Annotated in this window: 20 protein-coding genes and 1 pseudogene; 9 read left to right on the forward strand and 12 right to left on the reverse strand. The window is 46.5% G+C overall.

Annotated features, from left to right (window positions below; translation table 11 throughout):
- Window positions 1-191: 191 nt before the first annotated feature.
- The 3 genes and pseudogenes from NDI35_RS03665 to NDI35_RS03675 form a co-directional block, all read right to left on the reverse strand.
- A pseudogene (locus NDI35_RS03665) lies at window positions 192-392 on the reverse strand (S-layer homology domain-containing protein); the annotation flags it as partial.
- A 249-nt stretch (window positions 393-641) separates the two neighbouring features.
- Complete coding sequence (locus tag NDI35_RS03670; protein ID WP_445311550.1) at window positions 642-1,553, reverse strand: DUF2382 domain-containing protein; 912 nt, start codon at window positions 1,551-1,553, stop codon at window positions 642-644.
- Between the two features lie 534 nt (window positions 1,554-2,087).
- Entirely contained in the window at window positions 2,088-3,314 is a 1,227-nt protein-coding gene (locus tag NDI35_RS03675) for a HetZ-related protein (RefSeq protein ID WP_445311551.1), read from the reverse strand.
- 43 nt (window positions 3,315-3,357) lie between these two features.
- On the opposite strand from NDI35_RS03675, the gene NDI35_RS03680 reads away from it, so the two are divergent.
- On the forward strand, window positions 3,358-3,609 hold the full coding sequence (locus NDI35_RS03680) for a hypothetical protein (RefSeq protein ID WP_445311552.1): 252 nt from the start codon (window positions 3,358-3,360) through the stop codon (window positions 3,607-3,609).
- Window positions 3,610-3,925: 316 nt separating this feature from the next.
- Here NDI35_RS03680 and dtd read toward each other — a convergent pair whose 3' ends face one another.
- Window positions 3,926-4,381 (reverse strand): D-aminoacyl-tRNA deacylase, encoded by a 456-nt coding sequence (gene dtd / locus NDI35_RS03685; protein ID WP_445311553.1) that lies wholly within the window; start codon window positions 4,379-4,381, stop codon window positions 3,926-3,928.
- A gap of 172 nt (window positions 4,382-4,553) precedes the next feature.
- Here dtd and NDI35_RS03690 point away from each other — a divergent pair, with 172 nt between their 5' ends.
- A complete protein-coding gene (locus tag NDI35_RS03690; RefSeq protein ID WP_445311554.1) occupies window positions 4,554-4,727 on the forward strand; it encodes a hypothetical protein in 174 nt (57 codons plus the stop codon).
- 57 nt (window positions 4,728-4,784) lie between these two features.
- On the opposite strand, the gene NDI35_RS03695 is transcribed toward NDI35_RS03690, so the two are convergent.
- Entirely contained in the window at window positions 4,785-9,794 is a 5,010-nt protein-coding gene (locus NDI35_RS03695; protein WP_445311555.1) for a CHAT domain-containing protein, read from the reverse strand.
- A gap of 81 nt (window positions 9,795-9,875) precedes the next feature.
- Between NDI35_RS03695 and rnhA the strand changes: the two genes are divergently transcribed.
- The 5 genes from rnhA (at window position 9,876) to blaOXA (ending at window position 13,881) form a co-directional block, all read left to right on the forward strand.
- A complete protein-coding gene (gene rnhA / locus NDI35_RS03700; RefSeq protein ID WP_445311556.1) occupies window positions 9,876-10,781 on the forward strand; it encodes a ribonuclease HI in 906 nt (301 codons plus the stop codon).
- A gap of 239 nt (window positions 10,782-11,020) precedes the next feature.
- Window positions 11,021-11,809, forward strand: a complete 789-nt coding sequence (locus NDI35_RS03705) for a HipA family kinase (RefSeq protein WP_445311557.1) — start codon at window positions 11,021-11,023, stop codon at window positions 11,807-11,809.
- Window positions 11,787-12,251 (forward strand): DUF3037 domain-containing protein, encoded by a 465-nt coding sequence (locus NDI35_RS03710; protein WP_445311558.1) that lies wholly within the window; start codon window positions 11,787-11,789, stop codon window positions 12,249-12,251. The genes NDI35_RS03705 and NDI35_RS03710 overlap by 23 nt, the downstream gene beginning before the upstream one ends.
- 216 nt (window positions 12,252-12,467) lie before the next feature.
- A complete protein-coding gene (locus tag NDI35_RS03715; protein ID WP_445311559.1) occupies window positions 12,468-12,857 on the forward strand; it encodes an MAPEG family protein in 390 nt (129 codons plus the stop codon).
- Window positions 12,858-13,008: 151 nt separating this feature from the next.
- Window positions 13,009-13,881 (forward strand): class D beta-lactamase, encoded by an 873-nt coding sequence (gene blaOXA / locus NDI35_RS03720; protein WP_445311560.1) that lies wholly within the window; start codon window positions 13,009-13,011, stop codon window positions 13,879-13,881.
- A gap of 225 nt (window positions 13,882-14,106) precedes the next feature.
- Here the strand turns inward: blaOXA and NDI35_RS03725 are convergent, their stop codons facing one another.
- Complete coding sequence (locus tag NDI35_RS03725; protein WP_445311561.1) at window positions 14,107-14,682, reverse strand: protein-tyrosine phosphatase family protein; 576 nt, start codon at window positions 14,680-14,682, stop codon at window positions 14,107-14,109.
- A gap of 57 nt (window positions 14,683-14,739) precedes the next feature.
- Between NDI35_RS03725 and NDI35_RS03730 the strand changes: the two genes are divergently transcribed.
- A complete protein-coding gene (locus tag NDI35_RS03730) occupies window positions 14,740-15,378 on the forward strand; it encodes a pentapeptide repeat-containing protein (RefSeq protein ID WP_445311562.1) in 639 nt (212 codons plus the stop codon).
- A gap of 13 nt (window positions 15,379-15,391) precedes the next feature.
- On the opposite strand, the gene NDI35_RS03735 is transcribed toward NDI35_RS03730, so the two are convergent.
- Entirely contained in the window at window positions 15,392-15,622 is a 231-nt protein-coding gene (locus NDI35_RS03735; protein ID WP_445311563.1) for a hypothetical protein, read from the reverse strand.
- 44 nt (window positions 15,623-15,666) lie between these two features.
- Complete coding sequence (locus NDI35_RS03740; RefSeq protein WP_445311564.1) at window positions 15,667-15,957, reverse strand: helix-turn-helix domain-containing protein; 291 nt, start codon at window positions 15,955-15,957, stop codon at window positions 15,667-15,669.
- 355 nt (window positions 15,958-16,312) lie between these two features.
- On the opposite strand from NDI35_RS03740, the gene NDI35_RS03745 reads away from it, so the two are divergent.
- Window positions 16,313-16,624 (forward strand): hypothetical protein, encoded by a 312-nt coding sequence (locus NDI35_RS03745; RefSeq protein ID WP_445311565.1) that lies wholly within the window; start codon window positions 16,313-16,315, stop codon window positions 16,622-16,624.
- A 15-nt stretch (window positions 16,625-16,639) separates the two neighbouring features.
- Here NDI35_RS03745 and prfA read toward each other — a convergent pair whose 3' ends face one another.
- The 4 genes from prfA to rplM all read right to left on the reverse strand — a co-directional run bounded on the left by prfA (window position 16,640) and on the right by rplM (window position 19,455).
- A complete protein-coding gene (prfA, locus tag NDI35_RS03750; RefSeq protein WP_445311566.1) occupies window positions 16,640-17,734 on the reverse strand; it encodes a peptide chain release factor 1 in 1,095 nt (364 codons plus the stop codon).
- 338 nt (window positions 17,735-18,072) lie between these two features.
- The gene (rpmE, locus tag NDI35_RS03755; RefSeq protein ID WP_445311567.1) at window positions 18,073-18,381 is read right to left on the reverse strand and encodes a 50S ribosomal protein L31; all 309 of its coding nucleotides are present in this window, start codon (window positions 18,379-18,381) and stop codon (window positions 18,073-18,075) included.
- A gap of 205 nt (window positions 18,382-18,586) precedes the next feature.
- Window positions 18,587-19,000, reverse strand: coding sequence for a 30S ribosomal protein S9 (gene rpsI / locus NDI35_RS03760; RefSeq protein ID WP_006634975.1), 414 nt, complete (start codon window positions 18,998-19,000; stop codon window positions 18,587-18,589).
- On the reverse strand, window positions 19,000-19,455 hold the full coding sequence (gene rplM, locus NDI35_RS03765; protein WP_015178725.1) for a 50S ribosomal protein L13: 456 nt from the start codon (window positions 19,453-19,455) through the stop codon (window positions 19,000-19,002). The genes rpsI and rplM overlap by 1 nt, the downstream gene beginning before the upstream one ends.
- Window positions 19,456-19,552: the final 97 nt, after the last annotated feature.

Genomic DNA, 19,552 nt, shown 5'->3' on the forward strand with positions numbered 1-19,552 from the left:
GACCGCACGCTCGATCGGGCTAACCGCCTCCAATGGAGTTTTATGCTTTGCTTGATGGGATACACTACGGCTGTTGTTGTCTAAGTTGGGCTAAAAGAAATAGCGATCGAGGAGATCCTAAACGAATACCAATATCCCGAATCCACGGATCGCTCACAGGAGACTTTACAATAACAAAACCAAGCGATCGCTCAACTATGAAAATCAGTAAAGGTACTTCCCCTGGGTATGTTCATAATCTTTGCTCGCTCAAAGGCTTGGCGGCTCATTGTCGCAAATTCGTCGCGATCCATAGCCTGTTTAGGTCTAAATTTTTTATTAAGATATCCTGTAGCAATGCCTTTTTCAGCTAAAGATTGAATAAATGGACGCCCCCAGTAATTACGCGGAACATCAGCAAATGTCTGCTGAGATTGTTGAGCTGCAACTGGCTCAGGCTTTACTAAAAAACTGGTCGCCTAGATGCTAAACGACAAAGCTAAAAATGCTGCACTTAATTAACTGCAAACGCCAGGAATTAGACCTGGAAAATCTCCTATTTTTTTGCAGTCTTAGTGAGCGTTTAGGTTTGTATTTGCGCTTCAACGCTCATCTAGTCGAAGACAGCGCAACTACAAAACCTTGTTCAATTCATTCGCACTCTAACGCCCTTCCCTCTTCACGTCTAACTCTTCACGACGCAGTGTTTCCGTTGCCTCAACAATCTCCGTTTCAACTTCTTTCCTGATGTTAACTTCTTCGCGCACGAAAGCTTCTTTTTTGAGATCAGCAGTTTCTTCGTAAACTTCCATACGCATCACCTTTTCCTGCTGGAAGGGAGTATCCCGATTTACGGGCGCACCTGCCTTTCCTGGAGTTACACTCTCAATTACAACTCGCTCTTTTTCTGTTGGAATTGAAACTCGTGCTGTGTCCGTTTCTACTCGCTTCCCAATTGCTACCTCGCCAGCTTTGTGACGGCTTTTTTCTGCAACCAGTCGTTCTTCGTAGAGTCGGAATTTGTGATGCTCGCGCTCGTTCATCTGATACAATTGAGGCTCTTGTTCGTAAGTGTAGGTGTTGCGGTCATAACCAGCAGCGCTAGCTTGGTTAGAGACAGGATGCAGCCTAGAAACTGGTGCAGATGCTTGTACAGGCAATGAGGTTTCTAAAGGCAATGATGCTTCTACAGGTGCAGACCCTTCTACAGTTCGAGTACGATAAACACCCCGCACTTGTTCTTCATAATCGTAATCAACCACCATCCCATCCTCATACCTGGGTAGTCTTTCTGCTTGGTCTTTACTCCTCAAACCCGTCGCGTAGATGCGTTCTGCACCAACATCCACTCGACAAAGAGCAACTGGAACTAATACCTTTTTGCCAAATATCCAGAAACCCGTGTCAACAACAAAATATCGGAAACGTCCTGTCTCATCAACTAGCGCGGTATCGATGGAGCCAATCTTCTCATCTGTATTTCCAGCATAAATATCCAGGCCTTTGATATCTTCGCCATTAAAAGCCGCTTCGCGGTAGTTGGGATTAAAATCTTCAATTTTGTAAAGTAACATAGGAATCCTTCCCTTTCTATCTACATCAACTTATGCCCCCATTTTAGATATAACTCAAATTTGATGCTTCCTTCTTATGAAGTATTAAATACAACAGAATAGTACGATGAGTATATTTATTTTAATTTTTTTCTGTCTCTGGATAGATGACTTGTCATTTTTTATTCATCTTCCGCCCCCTCATCATAATTTGAACTTTGAACAACTTTGGCTTGATTATGCAACTCCCTATGTTTAAATATCATTATAAATATAGGATGCAATGCTGCCTCTTCAGTAATAAATTTCCCATAACTGATGACCAATGACTAATGACTAATAAAAATAAATTCCCCGACATAACCGGGGAAGGAAAAATATTAAAAAAAGTAATGTTGTTTTAATAAATTGAATAGGCCAAAAAGCGGCGATAAATTAGTAGCAGCCCTTGTTGATTTGAGAGCGGACGCCGGGGCGGGCATTCCTGTGCAGGTGCCGCACCCGATCGCATTTTCCAGTCTCAAGAAAACAGTTGCATTCATATTGGAGCACCAATTAAGCTTGGCTGCTGTTGCGAGTCTGGCTAGCCAGCTCCAACAGTTGCGCCCAGCGTTTTTGGACTTGTTTGGGAGTGCATTTGAGGGCGGTGGCGATCGCCTTGTCGCTTTCTTGATTCCGCTTCATTTCTAACATTTGCTGCATTTCGGGCGCAAGTTGAGCGCGAAATGCTTCCCATTTGTCCGAAGTCATTCCCAGCTTTTGATCGACATCAGCACCCAGCCATTCGTGGACGAGTTTCCAATTTTGAGTGCGGGCAAATTTTTCGACGTGGTACTTGAAACGTTGTTGCAAGTAGTCGCGCTGGCGGGAAGACAAACCGAGCGCGCGGTCAATTTCCGAAGCCGAAAGGTCTTGCAATTTTAAAGTTAAGTAATTCACGCATTCTGGCTGATTTTGCGATTCCAGATAGGCGATCAATTCCGAGACTACTCGATCGCGCAGCACAGCATCAGCAGGATCGACAGTTTCCGATACCATTTGCTCGCGCACTTGTTGCAGCGCCGGAGAGCGGCTGTACATTTCCGCTTCTTCTCCCTTGCCGGATTCTACAGCCATTTCAATGTCGATCGCAGTTTCGGGAGGTTGACCCTTGGCAAATCCTTGAGCGCGCAACACGATCAGGCGTTGGCGGTTGCGGCCGGGCAAACCAATTTGGCGCTTGGCGTAGTGTTCGGTAAAAGCCATGTACTCAGCCAATTCTAGCTGGGTGCGGGGCTGGTAGGTGACATCGAGTTGGTGTTCGCGGCGGAAAGCTCGCAGAGATTCGATGTAAAAGCCTTGCAAAAAGTCTTCAATCATGTTGTAGCGAGCTTGGAAGTTCAAGTTCGATCGGAAAGAAGCAACATGGCGGTAAATCATCGCCGCGAGGTGAGAATGCAGTTCGACGCGGCCTTGTTTGGAACCGAGGCGGTAGTATTGCAGGGTTTTTTGCAACCGGTGCTCGGCCAAGGTGATTTGCCAAGCTTCAACTTCGCCGGAAATTTGGATGCGATCGCTTTTTTGGCAAATCCGTTCAACTTCCTTAGCAATCCGCATCGCCACTGCTTGAGCGCTGCGGCTGGCAGTTTTCATTTCGGCTTGCAATTCTTTGAGGGCGAAGTTAGCCAAAGCGAGGATATCGATGCTGGGAACAGTATTGATTTCAGCGGTTTGTTCCGGAATGCAGTTGAGGTCAGAAGCGGTGTTGCAGTTGACGGTGTTGGTGGCAGCTTTGACAGTCATGGCGTTTATCGGGTGGTAGGGCACAGCGGGTGTGCGAGGACATTTGTTAGAGAGTGAGGCGGCAGTTGCTGGCAGTTTCGCTTGCTGTGCTGATTCAACTCTCTATACATTGAATGTTACGGAAGTAGAGATAACCGCAGTGATGCCAGTGTTCCACTCTCTCATCCAACAGTTTTTGGCTGCTGAATCTGATTCTAAGCGCTGGCTGTGGAAGATTGGTTTTATTGCCATTAAAGCCTTACTGTACAAGCATTCTGAGCTGTTATTTGCGTGGGGAGATCGCGAAAAAGATTGACGGTGTTCCGGGGCCGCTGAGTGGACGATTTACAAACTGGTTTTTTAAGGGTTTGACGTTCTGGAATCGGGATGGGAGAAAATGTAGCGAAAACCCATGTCTTCTGAACCTACGCAACCGCAGTTAGGAAACCCGGTCGATCTGCAAATTTGCTCTTAGTAAAACGCGCAACGGCCTTTTTTGAACGAACCGCGAAGACGCAAAGGAGACGTTCGGCGAAGCCGTTCCCGTTCCCCGCAGGGGTTCCCGAAGGGTAGGGTAGGAAGATAAGAAAAGTAGGGTGCGGTGCGGTGAACACAGAGGCCTGTCAACCAACTCACCCCGATTCTCTCTCTAATATCAAAGTCACCGGCCCGTCATTCTCGATCGAGACTTGCATCATCGCTCCAAACAAGCCTGTTTCAACTTTTAAGCCGCTCTGGCGCAACTTTTCGACAAATTTATCATAAAGAATTTCGGCTCGTTCAGGAGCCGCTGAGCGGTCAAATGAAGGTCGCCGACCTTTGCGACATTCCCCATAGAGCGTAAACTGACTCACAACCAGCAACTCGCCGCCGATGTCTTGTACGGACTTGTCCCAGCGTCCGGTATCCGTGGCAGAGTCGGGAAACAAACGCAATTCTAGGCATTTGCGAGCCATCCAATCGAGTTCTGCTTCGGTGTCGGTGTCTGCAATACCTACAAGCAAGTTAAGTCCGCGGCCAATTTTGCCGACAATTTGACTTTCTATTTCGACTTGAGATGATTTTACTCGCTGGATGATGACTCGCATTGACTTGCTTTTTGGTAGCGTCTTAGGATTATTTGAACAGCAGCGCAATCGCCGTGTCGCTATGAAAATGAAAACGGTCCGATACACCGATGTCGGCAAAGTCCAACAATTAGGGTCGAAGTAGGAAATTCAGGGTTAATACATCTTCTTTTTGCCTAAATATTGTTCATAAATGAATCCCATTGAATGGGAGTGGCAATATATCAAAAAAAATCAACTAGCCGGAAAAATGTTTGAGGATGAATTAGAGCTCGCTTATGCTGTCATTCCTGGGGTAGAAGTTAGAGCAGAAAAAGGCAATCATACTACAGAACCTGTTAAATTTAACTCCCATCAAGTTACTTAATCCTTCGTTACATACTTGTAAATATTTCCCCCGACTTACTTAATCACTAATCACCAATCACCAAGGACTCCCAATCATCACAAAAGCCGACCAATAATAAGGATGCGACAACTTTAAATCCGCAAACCCTTGCAGCGAAGTCGGCAACTCCACCCCCTCACCCCGACTCAAACCCCGCAATCGGCCACCCTCCAAACGCACATCTCCCCGCAACATCGCAATTTGCGCTTGTCGTAGCGCCGCCCCCTTAATTCGCGCCGTCTTCAACTGCTGGTAAAACTCACTCATTAATCCCAAAGTACCTTCATCACTCACATACCACAAACTTCCCAAAGCCGTTTGCACCCCCGCTTGCAGCGCCAAACCCCCGAAACCCAACTCCGCCTGTGCATCTCCCACCGCAGTCCGACAAGCACTTAAAACTAACATATTCACCTGCGGATCATTCAATCTCAAATCCCGCAATTGATCCAGTCGCAGCCGACTATTCCAAAACTGAATAAAAGAATTATTCGGTACTCCAGGTCGAAATTCGCCGTGAGTAGCTAAGTGAATAACCCCAAAAGGTCGGCTTTGATGCTGTCGCTTCAAATTATCCACAGTGAAATCCTCATTCAAGAAACTAACTCCCGGCCACTCTCTGGAAATAGCGGCTATTTCAGTAGGAACTGCTGGCAAAGGATTCAACTCGGAAAATTCTGAGGCACCCATTGCTAAAACTTGAGAATTTCTGAGATCGACGTAGCGAGTCTCTGTTAAATTAATGCTGGGCATCAGGCTGAGATTGTACTTTTCCACCAAAAATTGCTGTCCGTCGTGCAAAGCAGCAAAGGGCATACCTCTCAAACCTCGATCGACAACAAAGGAAATAGTATCGGTTTCGCAGTTTTTCAAACTGTCCTCTAAAGGCGAAATCATCCACTTATAAAGCTGTTGGGAAGATGGTAGATAACTCGTAGTAGCCCGCACCCCCGGTTTGGTAATCTCATCCCGGAACTGAGTTACAACTTTCAGCAGTTCTGCCCGGTTCGCAGCCGGCACACTTTTGTGAACCACTTCACCGCAAGAATTTATTAGCATTAAATTTAATTCTTCGGGCTGCGAGAACAGATAAATTAAGCTGGGTTTCGTGCCCGTTTCTGCGCCCACCGATGCTAACTTTTTTTGAATTTCCTCTGGGGATACCAACTCGTCGCTGATGTTGATGCCTAAATATTCCCCGAATTCTTGGCTGAAAGATTGATCCACTAGAGACAAAGCGGCCGATATATTGTCGGTTTCCAAATTCCTGCCGATGTCACCGCGAAATGCTGACTGAATAACTGAATCTCTGATATTTGAATTGAGGAAATTTCTCATTTCTCTGGGAGAGTGCATTCTTTCGGGCGGCATCCTGTCTCCCGGTTTTCCTATATCTCGCGATATTCTGTTTTGGTTCTGCCGCTGTTCGCGACTAAAGGGTTGGTTGCGATCGGGGAAAAGCGATCGCCCTCTATCAAATCGGGATCTATCCCTTGGTAATATTGGCGGCGAATTGGGGTTATTGGGGTTAGGTCGATCTATGGGATTAGGTCGATCTATGGGATTAGGTCGATCTATGGGATTAGGTCGATCTATGGGATTAGGTCGATCTATGGGATTAGGTTGATCTATGGGATTAGGTCGATCTATGGGATTAGGTTGATCTATGGGATTAGGTTGATCTATGGGATTAGGTCGATCTATGGGATTAGGTTGATCTATGGGCTCGTTGATGGTTGGTTGATTGGTAGTGATGATCGCACTATTGCCTTGAGTGTAAGAATTTATGAAAGATTGCCCCTGAGTAATCGTACCCAAAGCATTGCTGGCGATCGCCCCAGCAGTACCGTTAGTCGTCGCATCTCCCACCGCAAAAGGTATCGGCGGATTGACATCGCCGCCGCCGTGGCGGATCGTAACTGTACCCGGTTGAGTGCCACCAAGAGTCGAGACGCTAAGAGGAGTGCCGTTTTGGTCAAAAGTACCCGTCACTCGAACTAAACCCGGAGTTGTGAGCTCAACATTACCGCCCGGAGCATTGATCCATGCAACACTGATATCATTTTGAGCGTTAAGATTTACTGTAGAAGTGCGATCGGCACTAACAACAGGATTAACATTTATTCGCCCAATTGCGATTTGGTTCCCCGCTAAAATTCCGACACTTTCGGCAGCACTTATATTACCAGTGCTGACTGTTCCCCTGCTGCTAGTGACATCAACTGCCACTCCCTGCAAGTCTCGTGAATTTACATCGAGAGGCGCTATTAAATTGACATTTCCTGTTGTGGCGTCCGTATTGCCAATATTAATACTTCCCGTATTGCTGTTTACATTAACTCCAACTCCCCGCAAATCCCCTGAAGTTACATTGCCAGAACTTGTCAAATTGACATTTCCTGTTGTGGCGTCCGTATTGCCAATATTAATACTTCCCGCATTGCTGTTTACATTAACTCCAACTCCCCGCAAATCCCCGGAATTTACATTTAGCAGCCCTGTTAAATTGACAGTATTTTCTGTTGCTATAGCGGTTTCAATATTAATACTTCCCGAATTGCTATTTATATTAACTATTGCTCCCAGCAAATCCCCCGAACTTACATTTCCCGAACCTGTTATATTAATATTGCCAAGAGATGTAGTATTACCGATCGCAATATTTCCCTGCTCGCTATTGACTTCAACGGCTCCACCTTGCAAATTTCCTGCATTTAAGTCCCTGGATGCTCTCAAATTAATAGTGCCAGTGCCAGCATTAATCGCTGCAACATTCATATTAGTTTGTGCATCCAAATTTACTGTAGGAATGAGGGGATTAACTAGATTTGTGGTCACAGGATTAACAGTTATTGCCCCTGTGTTGATTTCCTGTCCCGCTAGAATTCTGACATCTCCAGAAGTAGCGATCGCCCCCGTATTAACACTCCCATTGCTGCTGCTAGCATTGACAGTCGCAGCGGTGAGATTGCCTACCGTTAAGTCCCTAAAAGCTGTCAAATTGATATTCTCAGTTGCTGTGATATTGACAGGTGTAGTATTAGGCACAATGGTATTGGCATCAGTCAAAACTCCCAATGCCCCGGAGTTACTGGTAATATCAACATTAGATCCCTGCAAAGTCCCAAAATTCACATTGCCAAAAGCTCTGAGTTCGATCGCCCCGGAAGTCCCAGTATCGATCGACCCTGTTACTATATTGCCTCGAACAGTATTCAGACTAATACTGCCGTTGATATCAGCACGAGAAATGTTACTTGTCAATATAATATTGTCATTAGCTTGAATATTAATTGTCGAACTAGACGTTAATTTGCCCCCAACTACCACTGCCCCTTCCCTGCTTTCGAGACTAATTTGACCGCCATTAATATCTCTAGTTGCGATACTTCCCGGCGCTGACAAAATCACCGGCCCGCCGGCCGAAATATTTTCAACAGAAATCAAATTATTCGATAAAATAGACGCAGGAGTAAATATTGCATCGTCACCTAAAGGATTAGGTTGTTCATTATCACCCGGAGTATCCGTAGGAGAATTAGGAACATTAGGAGAATTTGCCAAATTTTGCACTCCAGCCCGCAGAATTAAGGCCGGACTGCTGGTTAAAATAGCAATATCTGGATCACCACTCACATTTTCCCTACCCAATGCAATATCGGGGCCGGTAATTGTAATATCCTCGGCAACAATGCTCCCCCTCGCCTCGACTTTCAGCGAAACTCCGGTATAATCTCCAAAGAAAACATCTCCTTCCGAACTGATAATCGGGTCAAATAAACTGACAAAGTTTCCCGGCATTCCCGACAAATTGCGAATCGAAAAATTGCCACCAGAAACAAAGTGGGAATCCCCCGAAATAACGCCGTTGCTAACCAAACTCAAATTCCCGCCGCTTTGGAATTGCGGGGGCAGAGATAAGCCGCCGATCGCATTTTGAGTGAGAATATCAATAGTGCGAGATCCCTGAATGTATAAATTCCCCCCAGCCTGCGCCAAAAAAGGATTCTGGGCGCTGTCCCTGACCCGCACCGCATCCCCACCCAGCAAACTCAAATCCCCCGAAGTTTGCAGCCTAGCGCCTGCTAACGTGAGATTTTCCGCAGCCCATAAATTTGCACTTCCCGCATTCAACTGCGGCAGCCCAGACAAATTAGCAGCAATCGCCACATCCCCAGAATTCACCTGCAAACCAGAACCCACAAGCCGCACAGAACCGTCCTCAGCAACCGCAACACCCGCCGCCTGATTTTGCCCAGTACCTGTCAGCAACTGCGGCAAAGTAACAGGATTCAAAGTCTGTTGAGAATTCCCCCAATTCCCGCCCCTTGCTATTTCCAAACTCAACAAATGCCCCGGTTGACTAATGCGGAGAACATTTCCGCCCCCAACAGCAGCAACAGTAATTTGTCCGCCCGCAGCCGACAACTGCCCGGTACTAACAACCGTACCGCCAAGCAAAGCCAAATTTTGCCCAGGAGTCACTGCTAAATTGCCAGCATTAAAAATACTTCCCGGTACACCCGGACTAAAATAAAAAGCATTTGGCGTACCCACCAAGGCGCTAAAATTATTTGTACCCGCCGCATTAAACAAATTTGAACCAAAACCGACACCATTCGCAGTAGTTGCAGTAAAAGCCGCCGGCACATTCAAACTCGCGTTCGGGCCAAACACAATCCCCGTAGGATTAATTAGAAAAAGATTAGAATTGCCGCCCGTGACAGTAATTAAACCGTTAATTAGCGAAGCGTCCCCGCCAGCAATTCGAGCTAATATATTCTGAATAGCCGAATTAGTCAGAAAATTAGCAATTTGACCTTCTTTCAAGCCAAACTGCCCAAAACTGTGAAAAAGATTCGCGCCGTCTCCCGACAAACTGCCGCCGTTGATATCATAACGGTTGCCGCTGGGGGTGACAACAGTACCCGTACCGTCAGCAGCAGGCACTATGGGCTGTGCTTGCGCGAAAGTATTAAAAATTAACAAAGAAAAGGGACAAATAAATAGCGCAACCTTTTTAATCTTTAAGTTGGCATTTTTCATAGCAGCAAGTAAAACTATCCTAATTGCCTTAATTATCGCACTTGCAAACAACTTACCCCTAAATAACAAATTAATTCGCTCATGACAACTCCCAAAATCAAAAGCCTCTACACAGACGGCGCTTGTTCCGGCAACCCAGGACCCGGCGGGTGGGGTGCAGTAGTTTGCTTCGCCGACGGCAACTGTCACGAACTCGGGGGTGGAGACCCCCAAACCACCAACAACCGCATGGAAATGCAGGCGGCCGTCGCTGCGCTGGAATTTTTTGCCAATTCCGGTCAAACCGAACCAGTCACCGTTTACACCGACAGCGAATACGTTAAAAACGGCATCACCAAATGGATTCAAGGCTGGAAAAATAAAGGCTGGAAAACCTCAACGGGCAAAGATGTTGTCAACCAAGACCTCTGGCACCTGCTAGACAAGCTGAATTCCCGACAAATCAAGTGGGAACACGTCCGCGGCCACTCCGGCGACTTCTACAACGACAGATGCGATGAAATCGCCCGCAGCTTCTCCCACAATCTCACTCCCGAACTGCAACAGCAGAAACCAACGGGAGACGAGGCCGGGGCGGGCACGGGGGCATCGCCCCTACGCTTTGACAACACAATTGTTTCGGAAGAAACGGACGCAACTGGTAACAAAACGATAGAATCCTATGTCATAACTTCTGACCTTCCGATCTCCAACTCTACCATGATGGATTCAACTGCCGATACCCTGGAGAACTTGCCCCGCGAGGTGAGGGTTCAAGACCTCCGCAATCTGATCGAAACGTTGCACATCGCCGACGAGGTTGCTACGAAAGGCTACTTGATTACCAGTTCTGAACTGGCTGATTTGATGGATGTAAATGCCAGCGCTGTCACCAGTCGTGGAGACAACTGGGTTTGGCGAAATTGGGTAGTGTCGCGGGTGCGGCGCGAAGGCAACCAAATTCTCTGGCAATTAGAGAGAATCGACCACGTTAGTACAACTGATTAGTGGTTAGTCATGAGTTATTAGTTGATTAATGACTGATGACTAATGACTGTCTCAAACCAAGATTTGGCAAAATTCCGTAGGGACACAACATTGTTGTGTCCTTTTAGTCATCAGTTTAGTAAACACACTACTTAACATCAGTCCCAGTTAAAAGAAAGAATCCAACTGTCTGTAAGCCCGTGCTCTAAACCCTCATAAAATCAGTGATTTCCCATCGAAAATCTCAAATCGAAAATAGCATGAGTCCCAGCTTGCGAACAGTCATTGCTACCAGGTATGTCACTCCCTTGCGCGAGGGCGGATCGCTGCCGGCGATCGTCGAAGCAGATGATGATGGTATGTACGTGCTCAAATTTCGCGGTGCGGGCCAGGGAGCCAAATCTCTGATTGCCGAGCTAGTGGCGGGAGAGATTGCTCGCGCCTCCGGGCTCCCAATCCCTGAACTCGTCTTTGTTGAACTCGATCCCGAACTGGCTCGCACTGAGCCTGACCCGGAAATTCAAGATTTGATCCGAGCAAGTGCTGGCCTCAACCTCGCCCTCGACTATCTCCCCGGCTCGATCACCTTTGACCCGATAGCGGGGAAGTCCGATGCGGATCTCGCCTCAGAAATCGTCTGGTTCGATGCTTTCGTAACCAACATCGATCGCACGTCGCGCAATGCAAATATGCTGGTATGGCACCGCCGGCTTTGGCTGATCGATCACGGTGCAGCCCTCTACTTCCACCACACCTGGAAAGATTATCTCTCGCGCAGCCGCGATCGTTTTCCCCCAATCAAAGACCACGTTCTGCTGCGTTTTGCCAGCACCCTGGAAGCAGCAAATTTAAAGATGACTCACAGGCTAACGCCGGACATCATTCGCAACATTGTTAAACTAATTCCTGATACTTGGCTGGTGGGAGATTCTCCTTTCAGCGATAGCAACCAACATCGGGATGCTTATATCGAGTACCTGCTAAATCGGCTAGAATCACCACATATTTTTTTGGAGGAGGCGATTAGTGCCCGATCGATTTCTTTATGATTATGCCATTATCCGCGTCGTTCCCAAAGTTGAGCGCGAGGAGTTTATCAACGTGGGAGCGATCGTTTCCTGCGGTACGAAAAAATTCCTCGAAGCCCGTATCGAAATTGATGAACAGCGCTTGATGGCGATCGACTCAACGTTGGATCTGGAAATGATTCGCAATCACCTAGCAGTCATTCCCATCATTTGTGCAGGCGGCTCCGAATCTGGCGCGATCGGTCAACTTCCCCACAGAGAGCGCTTTCACTGGCTCGTAGCACCCCGAAGCACGATCGTTCAGACATCGCGGGTACACACTGGTTTTTGCCAGAATCTACCGGGTGCGATCGAACACTTGCTCGATACAATGGTGCGATCGTCAAGCCGAAAACCCTCTGTAAAGGCTCAGTTGCTAGCGGTTAGAAATGACACTCACGAAATGCGATCGCACTCTAGTTAGCGTCAGCTCTCTCTTCTCGACCTCTGCGTGAATCAGCGTCAATCTCTTGTCATCTGCGGTTAATAAATTATATTTTTTTAACCGCAGATACAGGCAGATTAACACAGATTAACGCAGATGAATTTATCAATTACCTCCCGGATTTGAGCGAAGTTTTCTAAAGTCTTAGCCGCAGTTTCGCAAGGTAGAAAGATGATTCAATTTGAACCAACAAAGATGACTTTCCCTCTCTGGGGTTTAGCAATTTTCATCCTGTGGACGATCGCAGTCGTTATCTTGCTCCTAGCAGTGAGGATTCGGCATCTATCTGCGGGCGGATCTGTAAAAGATTTCGGCACACCAAACGACGACAGCTTGCTTTGGCGACTATTTCGAGTACAATCCAACTTGATAGAAAACCTGCCTTTGTATTTGGGAGTTGTTTTTCTTCTAACAGTTAGGGGTGTTTCAGGAACAGCAGTTGATTTGCTGATTGTTGTGTACATTCTATTTCGGCTTGTACATTCAGCGATTCACATCGCTGGCCTAGATCCAAAGTTTCGGTTGTTCAGCTTAGTAATTCAGTTAAGCTGCTTGGTGGCCTTAACTATTATGGCAGTTTTCTAGTTGAGGAATTACGCAATTGACAGCTATATATAGTAGGGTGCGTCAAGGGCAAACCTTAATTGTTTCTTACACAGGGTAAGTCAGACCCACCTTACAAGTCGATCGCCCCTGTGACATTACTGCCTGTGATTTGGGTAATTTATCGAAGTTTATGAACCGAATATCTCGTGCGATCGCTGTTATTTTAATTGTATTAGGCTGCATTATCTCTGTTTTAGTTCAGCCACCGCAATCAGCCTTAACCGTGCCACCTCCCGTGCAAGAATCTCCACGACGCGGAGGAGATGTTGCTGAGACAATTAATTTTGGACGGCACTTTCAAGAATTAGGAGTTGAAGGCTCGATCGCAATTTACGATTTGAATAGCGATCGGCTTTATCAACACAACCCGCAGCGTAACGCCACAGCTTTTTTACCCGCATCTACATTTAAGATTCTCAACTCTCTGATTTCCTTAGAAACAGGGGTGATTTCAGATGAAATTGCCGTTCTAACTTGGGATGGAACTCAAAGGCAAATTCCCGCATGGAATCGAGACTTGAATATGAGAGAAGCCATGAAACTTTCCGCCGTTTGGTTTTACCAAGTTCTCGCCCGCCGAGTCGGACACGAGCAAATGCAAAAATGGGTAGCTAAAGTCGGTTATGGCAACCAAAAAATCGGTAACAAAGAGGATATTGACAAATTCTGGTTAGAGGGAGAACTGCGAATCACACCCAACGAGCAAATTCAATTTCTCCGCCGTCTCTACAAAAACAACTTACCCTTTTCTGAGCGCTCGCTGTCTCTGGTTAAAGATATCATAATTGTTGAACAAACTCCCGATTACACAATTAGAGCTAAAACAGGCTGGGCAAACTTTGGAGAACAAGCAAAGCCTCAAATTGGCTGGTATGTAGGTTATTTAGAAAAGGATAAAAATGTTTACTTTTTTGCTACAAACATTGACATCCGCAACAAAAATGACGGAGTTGCACGAATCGAGTTAACGCGCCGTTGCTTCAAGGATCTTGCGCTGCTGTAAGTGCGTTATTTGTTCTCTAATATTCGCAAAAACGCCAGCGGGGCGGCTAACGGTGACAGCCAAAACACCCATTTATTGGATACCTGAGTTCGATGGTAGGAAGCCGATTGTTTTAAATCTTTTAGGACTTACGCAATTGGCACATATATATATAGCAAAACCATTTGATTTGTAAACAATCGATTCAAGGATCACAAGCGTTTCAGGTGGTTCTACATTCATGACTCAAATAGACTTGCTATAGTTGCTATCGTCCGATATATCCTTTCTCGCAGCAAGGCGACAATCATCTAAGAGAGCATTAAGTTCTTCAATGACTAGCCAGGGGTTTCGACCTTTCAAACAAGCTACCATCGCTGCTTCATAGGGATTTCGGCCAGTTTTTTTTACTGCTGCGATCGCCTGTTTGTTAGACAATCCCCGCGCGCTGACCAACCAAGCAGCCAAAACCTGTCCTGTACGTCCGCTCCCCCCAGAACAGTGAACTACCACCCGTTCGCCTTTGCTATTTGCAGATTCCAAGAACGGCAATATTCGATCGATTAAAATATCGCGATCGACCAATTCAAAGTCTGCAATCGGCGCCCAGCAAACTCGCTCGCACCCAAATACTTTCCGATATGTTCCCAGTAAATCAGTGTAGCAGATGAGTTGGGTCTGAGCAAGCAAGCAGCAAACTTGCTTGATATTATGCCCCTGCATAAATTCAATCCACCGAGCAACTTCTCCATCGCGGTATCCTGGTCTGGCTGCACCAAACACAATTAATTCATTCTCTGAAGCCGCAGCGAATTTGTGCATACTGTTTTCAATTTTTTTACCTATAATTAAGAAAGACGCACAAATCCTGAATCAACAGTGAAAAACAAGATCTCGATCGGTTTAATGAACTGGCTGCAACCCAAACCAGAAACCGTTTTGCTATGCGACTCAAGTGCAGCAGCTTCTGAGATGGCATTCATGCTCAACGGTGAGTGGGATGGGTGCAATAGTTTGGTGATCTCTAAATGCGACAAGGTAGCAATTGAAGCAGCAGCCCGTTTGCTGGAGACATCGTGGTGCTACCAAAATACTTGCGAACCCGTTTTAATTCGGCTGGAAGTTGACGAATTGCTGCGCCGTTATGCGATTGGAGACAGGTTTTTTATTAATGCTAACTTGCGATGCGCCCAATTGAGCGAACTTTGCTTGGAAAACATTGATTTGAGTTATGCTAAATTAAATTTGGCTAACCTCAGTGGCACTAATTTAAGCAAAGCAAACTTAATGGCAGCACAGATGCCAGCAGCAAATTTGAGTGGCAGCAATTTGAGTAAATCGCAACTTGTGAGGGCGAATTTATCAGGAGCAAATTTATCGGATGCTAATCTCAGAGGTGCCGATATGAGTTATGCAGATTTAAGCAATGTTTGTTTAACAGGTGCTGACTTAAGAGGTGCAAATTTAGCTAGAGTAGACTTAAGAAAAACAAGCTTAGATGGGGCGATTGTTGAGTAATACCAAATCCCGCTTAAATACTTTTTCTCACACCCCGTGGGTAAATCCTGTCAACATTTATCTGCGTTAATCCGCGTACATCCGCCACCATATTGGGGAGAACCTGTCCTTTTTCCCAATACTGAACAGCAGCCCCATAGACTCCCCATAACTTACCAAAAGCGCTAAAACTCAGGTCGCCACGCGCTAGCTTTACAACTTCGCTCAATTTTTTCCTAGCTTCTGCGTCCACAGTATTAGTCACCAGATAAACACAACTTCTAGTTTACAGATAAATCTATCTAATACTCATTCCCCAGCAGCTTCAGCCGATGCAGCGAATCTATCCGCTACAGCTTTGCCAATTAGCGCCACCTGACTCAGAGGCAAAAACTGAATTTTTTTGACAATATCGTTAATTTCTGGGGCTGGCGAGACTGAATTGCCCTCCAAAAAGCTGAGAAACTCTTCCAGCGAATAACCCGCTCTCGCAGCAATTTTAGCCAAGTTTTCCGTTTCTGGAACAGTATCGCCCCTTTCCCACAATTGCACAGCAGTCGCAGAAACCCCCAAAAGCTTGCCAAACGCTCGTTGGCTCATAGAGCCACGAGCCGTTTTGATAATTTCACTAAGTTTTTGTCTATTTTGGATGTTCACGACTTAAAAGCTACTCGACCGTACCTACAAGTAAACTGGTCAGTTTATAAATCATTATCATTTAACGCTTGAATCGTTTACTTGTCACGCTTGACACACAAGTAAGTTTACTCTAAAATTAAAAGTATAAATTTAGTACCGCTGTATCGGAGTGCCCCTCACGATTTACGAGTCCGAAAAAATGACTAATAGACGCACACGCATGACAAGCCACACACGCCAGAGCCTTACAGCCTCCGGTTGGCTCAAACCCCAATGCTGGCAAATCTCTAAAATAGAAGCAGCCTAAGCCTTGAGAATGCCCGTCAACCGCATAGTCAAAGTCTACCCCAAACAACATCAGGTAATAGTTGTTTACCTGAACAAGAAAGGACAAAAATGCAGTTCCTTTTTCAGCTACAGACTATTTTCCAGATGGCAACAAGAGGCGATCGCAGCAATTGCCAGTTGTCGAAACCAGCAAATCCTAGCACCCCTAGAAGTCATTGTACAATACGACCTCGAACATTTCAAATATCCAGTGGCGATCGCCGATGCAATTTGGGAAGCCCTACTCAACCAGATCTCCCGCGTAACAAGGGAACTGAGGCTGAGCAAACAATGCGCCTAGCCCCCCATCACTCCATCAATTAGTAGAAGCAGCCAACTCAGCCAAACGTTCCTGCTGATCCTGGGAAATGCAAGTTTGAATAATCCCCTCAATATCCCCTTCCAAAACACTATTGAGCGAGAAATTTTCCCCCAAACGGTGGTCGGTAGCCCGATTGTCCTTATAGTTGTAGGTGCGAATCTTCTCCGATCGCGAACCAGTACCAACCTGAGCCAAACGCCGCGACTTCACCTCATCCTGCTGCTCCCGCAACTTCATCTCATAGAGCTTAGCCCGCAAAATCTGCATCGCCCGCTCCTTATTCTGCAACTGACTGCGCTCCTCAGTACAGAAAATCCGAATTCCCGTCGGCTTGTGAAACAAATCCGCAGCAGTTTCCACCTTGTTCACGTTTTGACCGCCAGCGCCGCCCGATCGAGCCGTGCTCATCTCAATATCCTTCGGATCGATGTGAATCTCCACATCATCAACCTCCGGCATCACAGCCACCGTCGCCGTCGAAGTATGCACCCGGCCGCCAGCCTCAGTCACAGGCACTCGCTGCACCCGGTGTACTCCCGCCTCAAACTTCAGCTTGCTGTAAACGCTGTCGCCTGTAATTTCCAGAATCACCTCTTTAAAGCCGCCCATTTCCGCCAGCGACTCGCTCACCAACTTCACCTGCCAGCCTTGAGTTTGAGCGTAGCGCGAATACAGCCGCAGCAAATCTCCAGCCCAAATACTGGCCTCATCTCCGCCAGTACCGGCCCGAATTTCCAGCATAATATTCTTGTCATCGTTCGGATCGCGGGGGAGCAGCAAAACCTTCAAACGACTTTCCAAACTCTCCAGCTTCGACTCAAGTTCCTCAACTTCCAGCGCAGCCATTTCTTGCATATCTCGATCGCCTGCAGCTTCCTTGAGAACCTGTCGCGCGCCCACCAAATCTTCCTGAGTGGTTTTCCACAGAGCAAAAGTATCGACCACTTCCTCCAAGGACGATCGAGCTTTCGCTACCCGTTGAAACTCTTGATTGTCCCTAGCCACATCCGGGTCAGCCATGCGGCGAGTCAACTCATTAAAAGTTTGCTCTACCGACTTCAATTTATCCAGCAAATAAGATTCAGCCATTGTCAGTTGTCCTTTGTCAATCGATTTTAGATTTTAGATTTTAGATTTTAGATTTTAGATTTGAAGAACAGTTGGGATAGACTCTCGATCGAACTCAACTGCCTGCATAGCAAGTCTTCAATCTAAACTCTCCCATCCGAGGGCGGATCGATTTTAGATTTTAGATTTTAGATTTTAGAACTCAAGAGCAGTTAGGATAGAATGTCGATCAAACTCTACTCGCTCAAACTAAACTGCCAGCCGTAGCAAGTCTTCAATCTAAAATCTAAAATCCGAGGGCGGTAAGTTGCCAGTAGAAAGAACTACTCTCAACAAACTGCGGACAAATGACAATCCGGCTACTTCTTCTTTTTGCCTTTACCAGCCGCCTTAGAAGCATCTGCTTTCGGCTCTTCCATTTTCAGCGGTCCAGAGGAAGCATCTGCCTTCGGCATTTCTACCTCGCTCATGCCGTATTTCCGCATAAAGCGTTCCACACGACCTTCAGTATCAATAATCTTCTGAGTGCCAGTATAAAAAGGATGATTTCCCGACCAGACATCAACTTGAAGCTTTGGTTTAGTTGAACCCACAGTCATCACAAGTTCCCCGTTGCAATAAACCTGAGATTCGGGATACCACTCAGGGTGAATGCCATCTTTTGCCATTGTTTTTTACTCTCTAATTTTTGACTTTACAACCATTTTAGCTGCCGCAGGACTTGTACACCAACAACAGCACGAATTTTGCCTTATATCTGTTGGAACCAGGAATCAGGAATCGGAAATAAACTTCAAAAAAAGACGGATAAAATCTGGATAGATAATTTTTGCCTTTTCCTGGTTCCTTCTTCCTTCTTCCTTCTTCCCTCGATTACCGCTTCGAGTATTGAGGAGCTTTGCGAGCTTTCCGCAAACCGTACTTTTTCCGTTCTTTTGCCCGCGGGTCGCGAGTCAAATAGCCCTCTGTCTTCAGAGGCTTGCGGTTGTCCGGGTCTAATTGACAAAGTGCTCTAGCGACACCCAAGCGAATCGAGTCAGCCTGACCTGTCAAGCCACCGCCTTCGACTTTTACCAAAATGTCGTACTCATTTTCCAGACCCAAAGTTTCCAGAGGGGCCTTAGCGAGAGCCAAATAAGTAGGGTTGAATTGCAGGTACAAATCCCCCTCTTTACCATTGACAGTCAGTATGCCAGTGCCGGGAACCAAGCGCACTCGCGCTACGGAACGCTTGCGGCGGCCGGTACCCCAGTACACAGCGCGACCCGATGTATCTGTTGCTTGCATTACTCATTTCCTCCCGGAATCGTGTGAACAATTAATTCTTCTGGTTTTTGAGCTTGGTGCGGGTGGTTGGGGCCAGCGTACACCTTCAGTTTAGTAAACAGTTGTCTGCCGAGAGAAGTGTGAGGTAGCATTCCCCGAATAGCTTCTTCGACAATTCTTTCGGGCAAACGTGCTTGCAATTTGGCAAAAGTTTCTGTTTTCATGCCGCCCGGTCTTCCAGAATGGCGGCGGTAGATTTTCTGGGTGCGTTTTTTGCCAGTAACAGCGATTTTGTCGGCATTGATGACAATTACGAAGTCACCGGTATCCATAGAAGGAGTGTAAGTCGGTTTGTGTTTCCCCCGCAGGTACATGGCAACTTCAGTTGCCAGACGGCCCAGCCGCTGGTCGGCGGCATCGACCACGTACCACTTATGCTCTAGGGAGTCTTGAGTAGGGACGTAAGTTTTGTTCATTGTTTGTTGTTAGTTGTCTATTAACTGTTAACTGTTGTTAGTTGTCAGTTGTCAGTTGTCAGTTGTCAGTTTTTAATTGTTAGTTGTCCTTAGTTTT

It is taken from the genome of Microcoleus vaginatus FACHB-2002, assembly GCF_040004035.1.
Classification (GTDB): Bacteria; Cyanobacteriota; Cyanobacteriia; order Cyanobacteriales; family Microcoleaceae; genus Microcoleus; species Microcoleus vaginatus_C.

What these genes read in the sequence shown, in the direction of transcription:
- NDI35_RS03690 (WP_445311554.1), top strand. Translation starts at nt 4,554, where the DNA reads ATGAATCCCATTGAATGGGAGTGGCAATATATCAAAAAAAATCAACTA.
- rpmE (WP_445311567.1), bottom strand. Translation starts at nt 18,381, where the DNA reads ATGGCAAAAGATGGCATTCACCCTGAGTGGTATCCCGAATCTCAGGTT.
- NDI35_RS03715 (WP_445311559.1), top strand. Translation starts at nt 12,468, where the DNA reads ATGACTTTCCCTCTCTGGGGTTTAGCAATTTTCATCCTGTGGACGATC.
- blaOXA (WP_445311560.1), top strand. Translation starts at nt 13,009, where the DNA reads ATGAACCGAATATCTCGTGCGATCGCTGTTATTTTAATTGTATTAGGC.
- rpsI (WP_006634975.1), bottom strand. Translation starts at nt 19,000, where the DNA reads ATGCAAGCAACAGATACATCGGGTCGCGCTGTGTACTGGGGTACCGGC.
- NDI35_RS03675 (WP_445311551.1), bottom strand. Translation starts at nt 3,314, where the DNA reads ATGACTGTCAAAGCTGCCACCAACACCGTCAACTGCAACACCGCTTCT.
- NDI35_RS03745 (WP_445311565.1), top strand. Translation starts at nt 16,313, where the DNA reads ATGCCCGTCAACCGCATAGTCAAAGTCTACCCCAAACAACATCAGGTA.
- NDI35_RS03740 (WP_445311564.1), bottom strand. Translation starts at nt 15,957, where the DNA reads ATGAGCCAACGAGCGTTTGGCAAGCTTTTGGGGGTTTCTGCGACTGCT.
- dtd (WP_445311553.1), bottom strand. Translation starts at nt 4,381, where the DNA reads ATGCGAGTCATCATCCAGCGAGTAAAATCATCTCAAGTCGAAATAGAA.
- NDI35_RS03695 (WP_445311555.1), bottom strand. Translation starts at nt 9,794, where the DNA reads ATGAAAAATGCCAACTTAAAGATTAAAAAGGTTGCGCTATTTATTTGT.
- rplM (WP_015178725.1), bottom strand. Translation starts at nt 19,455, where the DNA reads ATGAACAAAACTTACGTCCCTACTCAAGACTCCCTAGAGCATAAGTGG.
- NDI35_RS03670 (WP_445311550.1), bottom strand. Translation starts at nt 1,553, where the DNA reads ATGTTACTTTACAAAATTGAAGATTTTAATCCCAACTACCGCGAAGCG.
- NDI35_RS03705 (WP_445311557.1), top strand. Translation starts at nt 11,021, where the DNA reads ATGAGTCCCAGCTTGCGAACAGTCATTGCTACCAGGTATGTCACTCCC.
- rnhA (WP_445311556.1), top strand. Translation starts at nt 9,876, where the DNA reads ATGACAACTCCCAAAATCAAAAGCCTCTACACAGACGGCGCTTGTTCC.
- prfA (WP_445311566.1), bottom strand. Translation starts at nt 17,734, where the DNA reads ATGGCTGAATCTTATTTGCTGGATAAATTGAAGTCGGTAGAGCAAACT.
- NDI35_RS03725 (WP_445311561.1), bottom strand. Translation starts at nt 14,682, where the DNA reads ATGCACAAATTCGCTGCGGCTTCAGAGAATGAATTAATTGTGTTTGGT.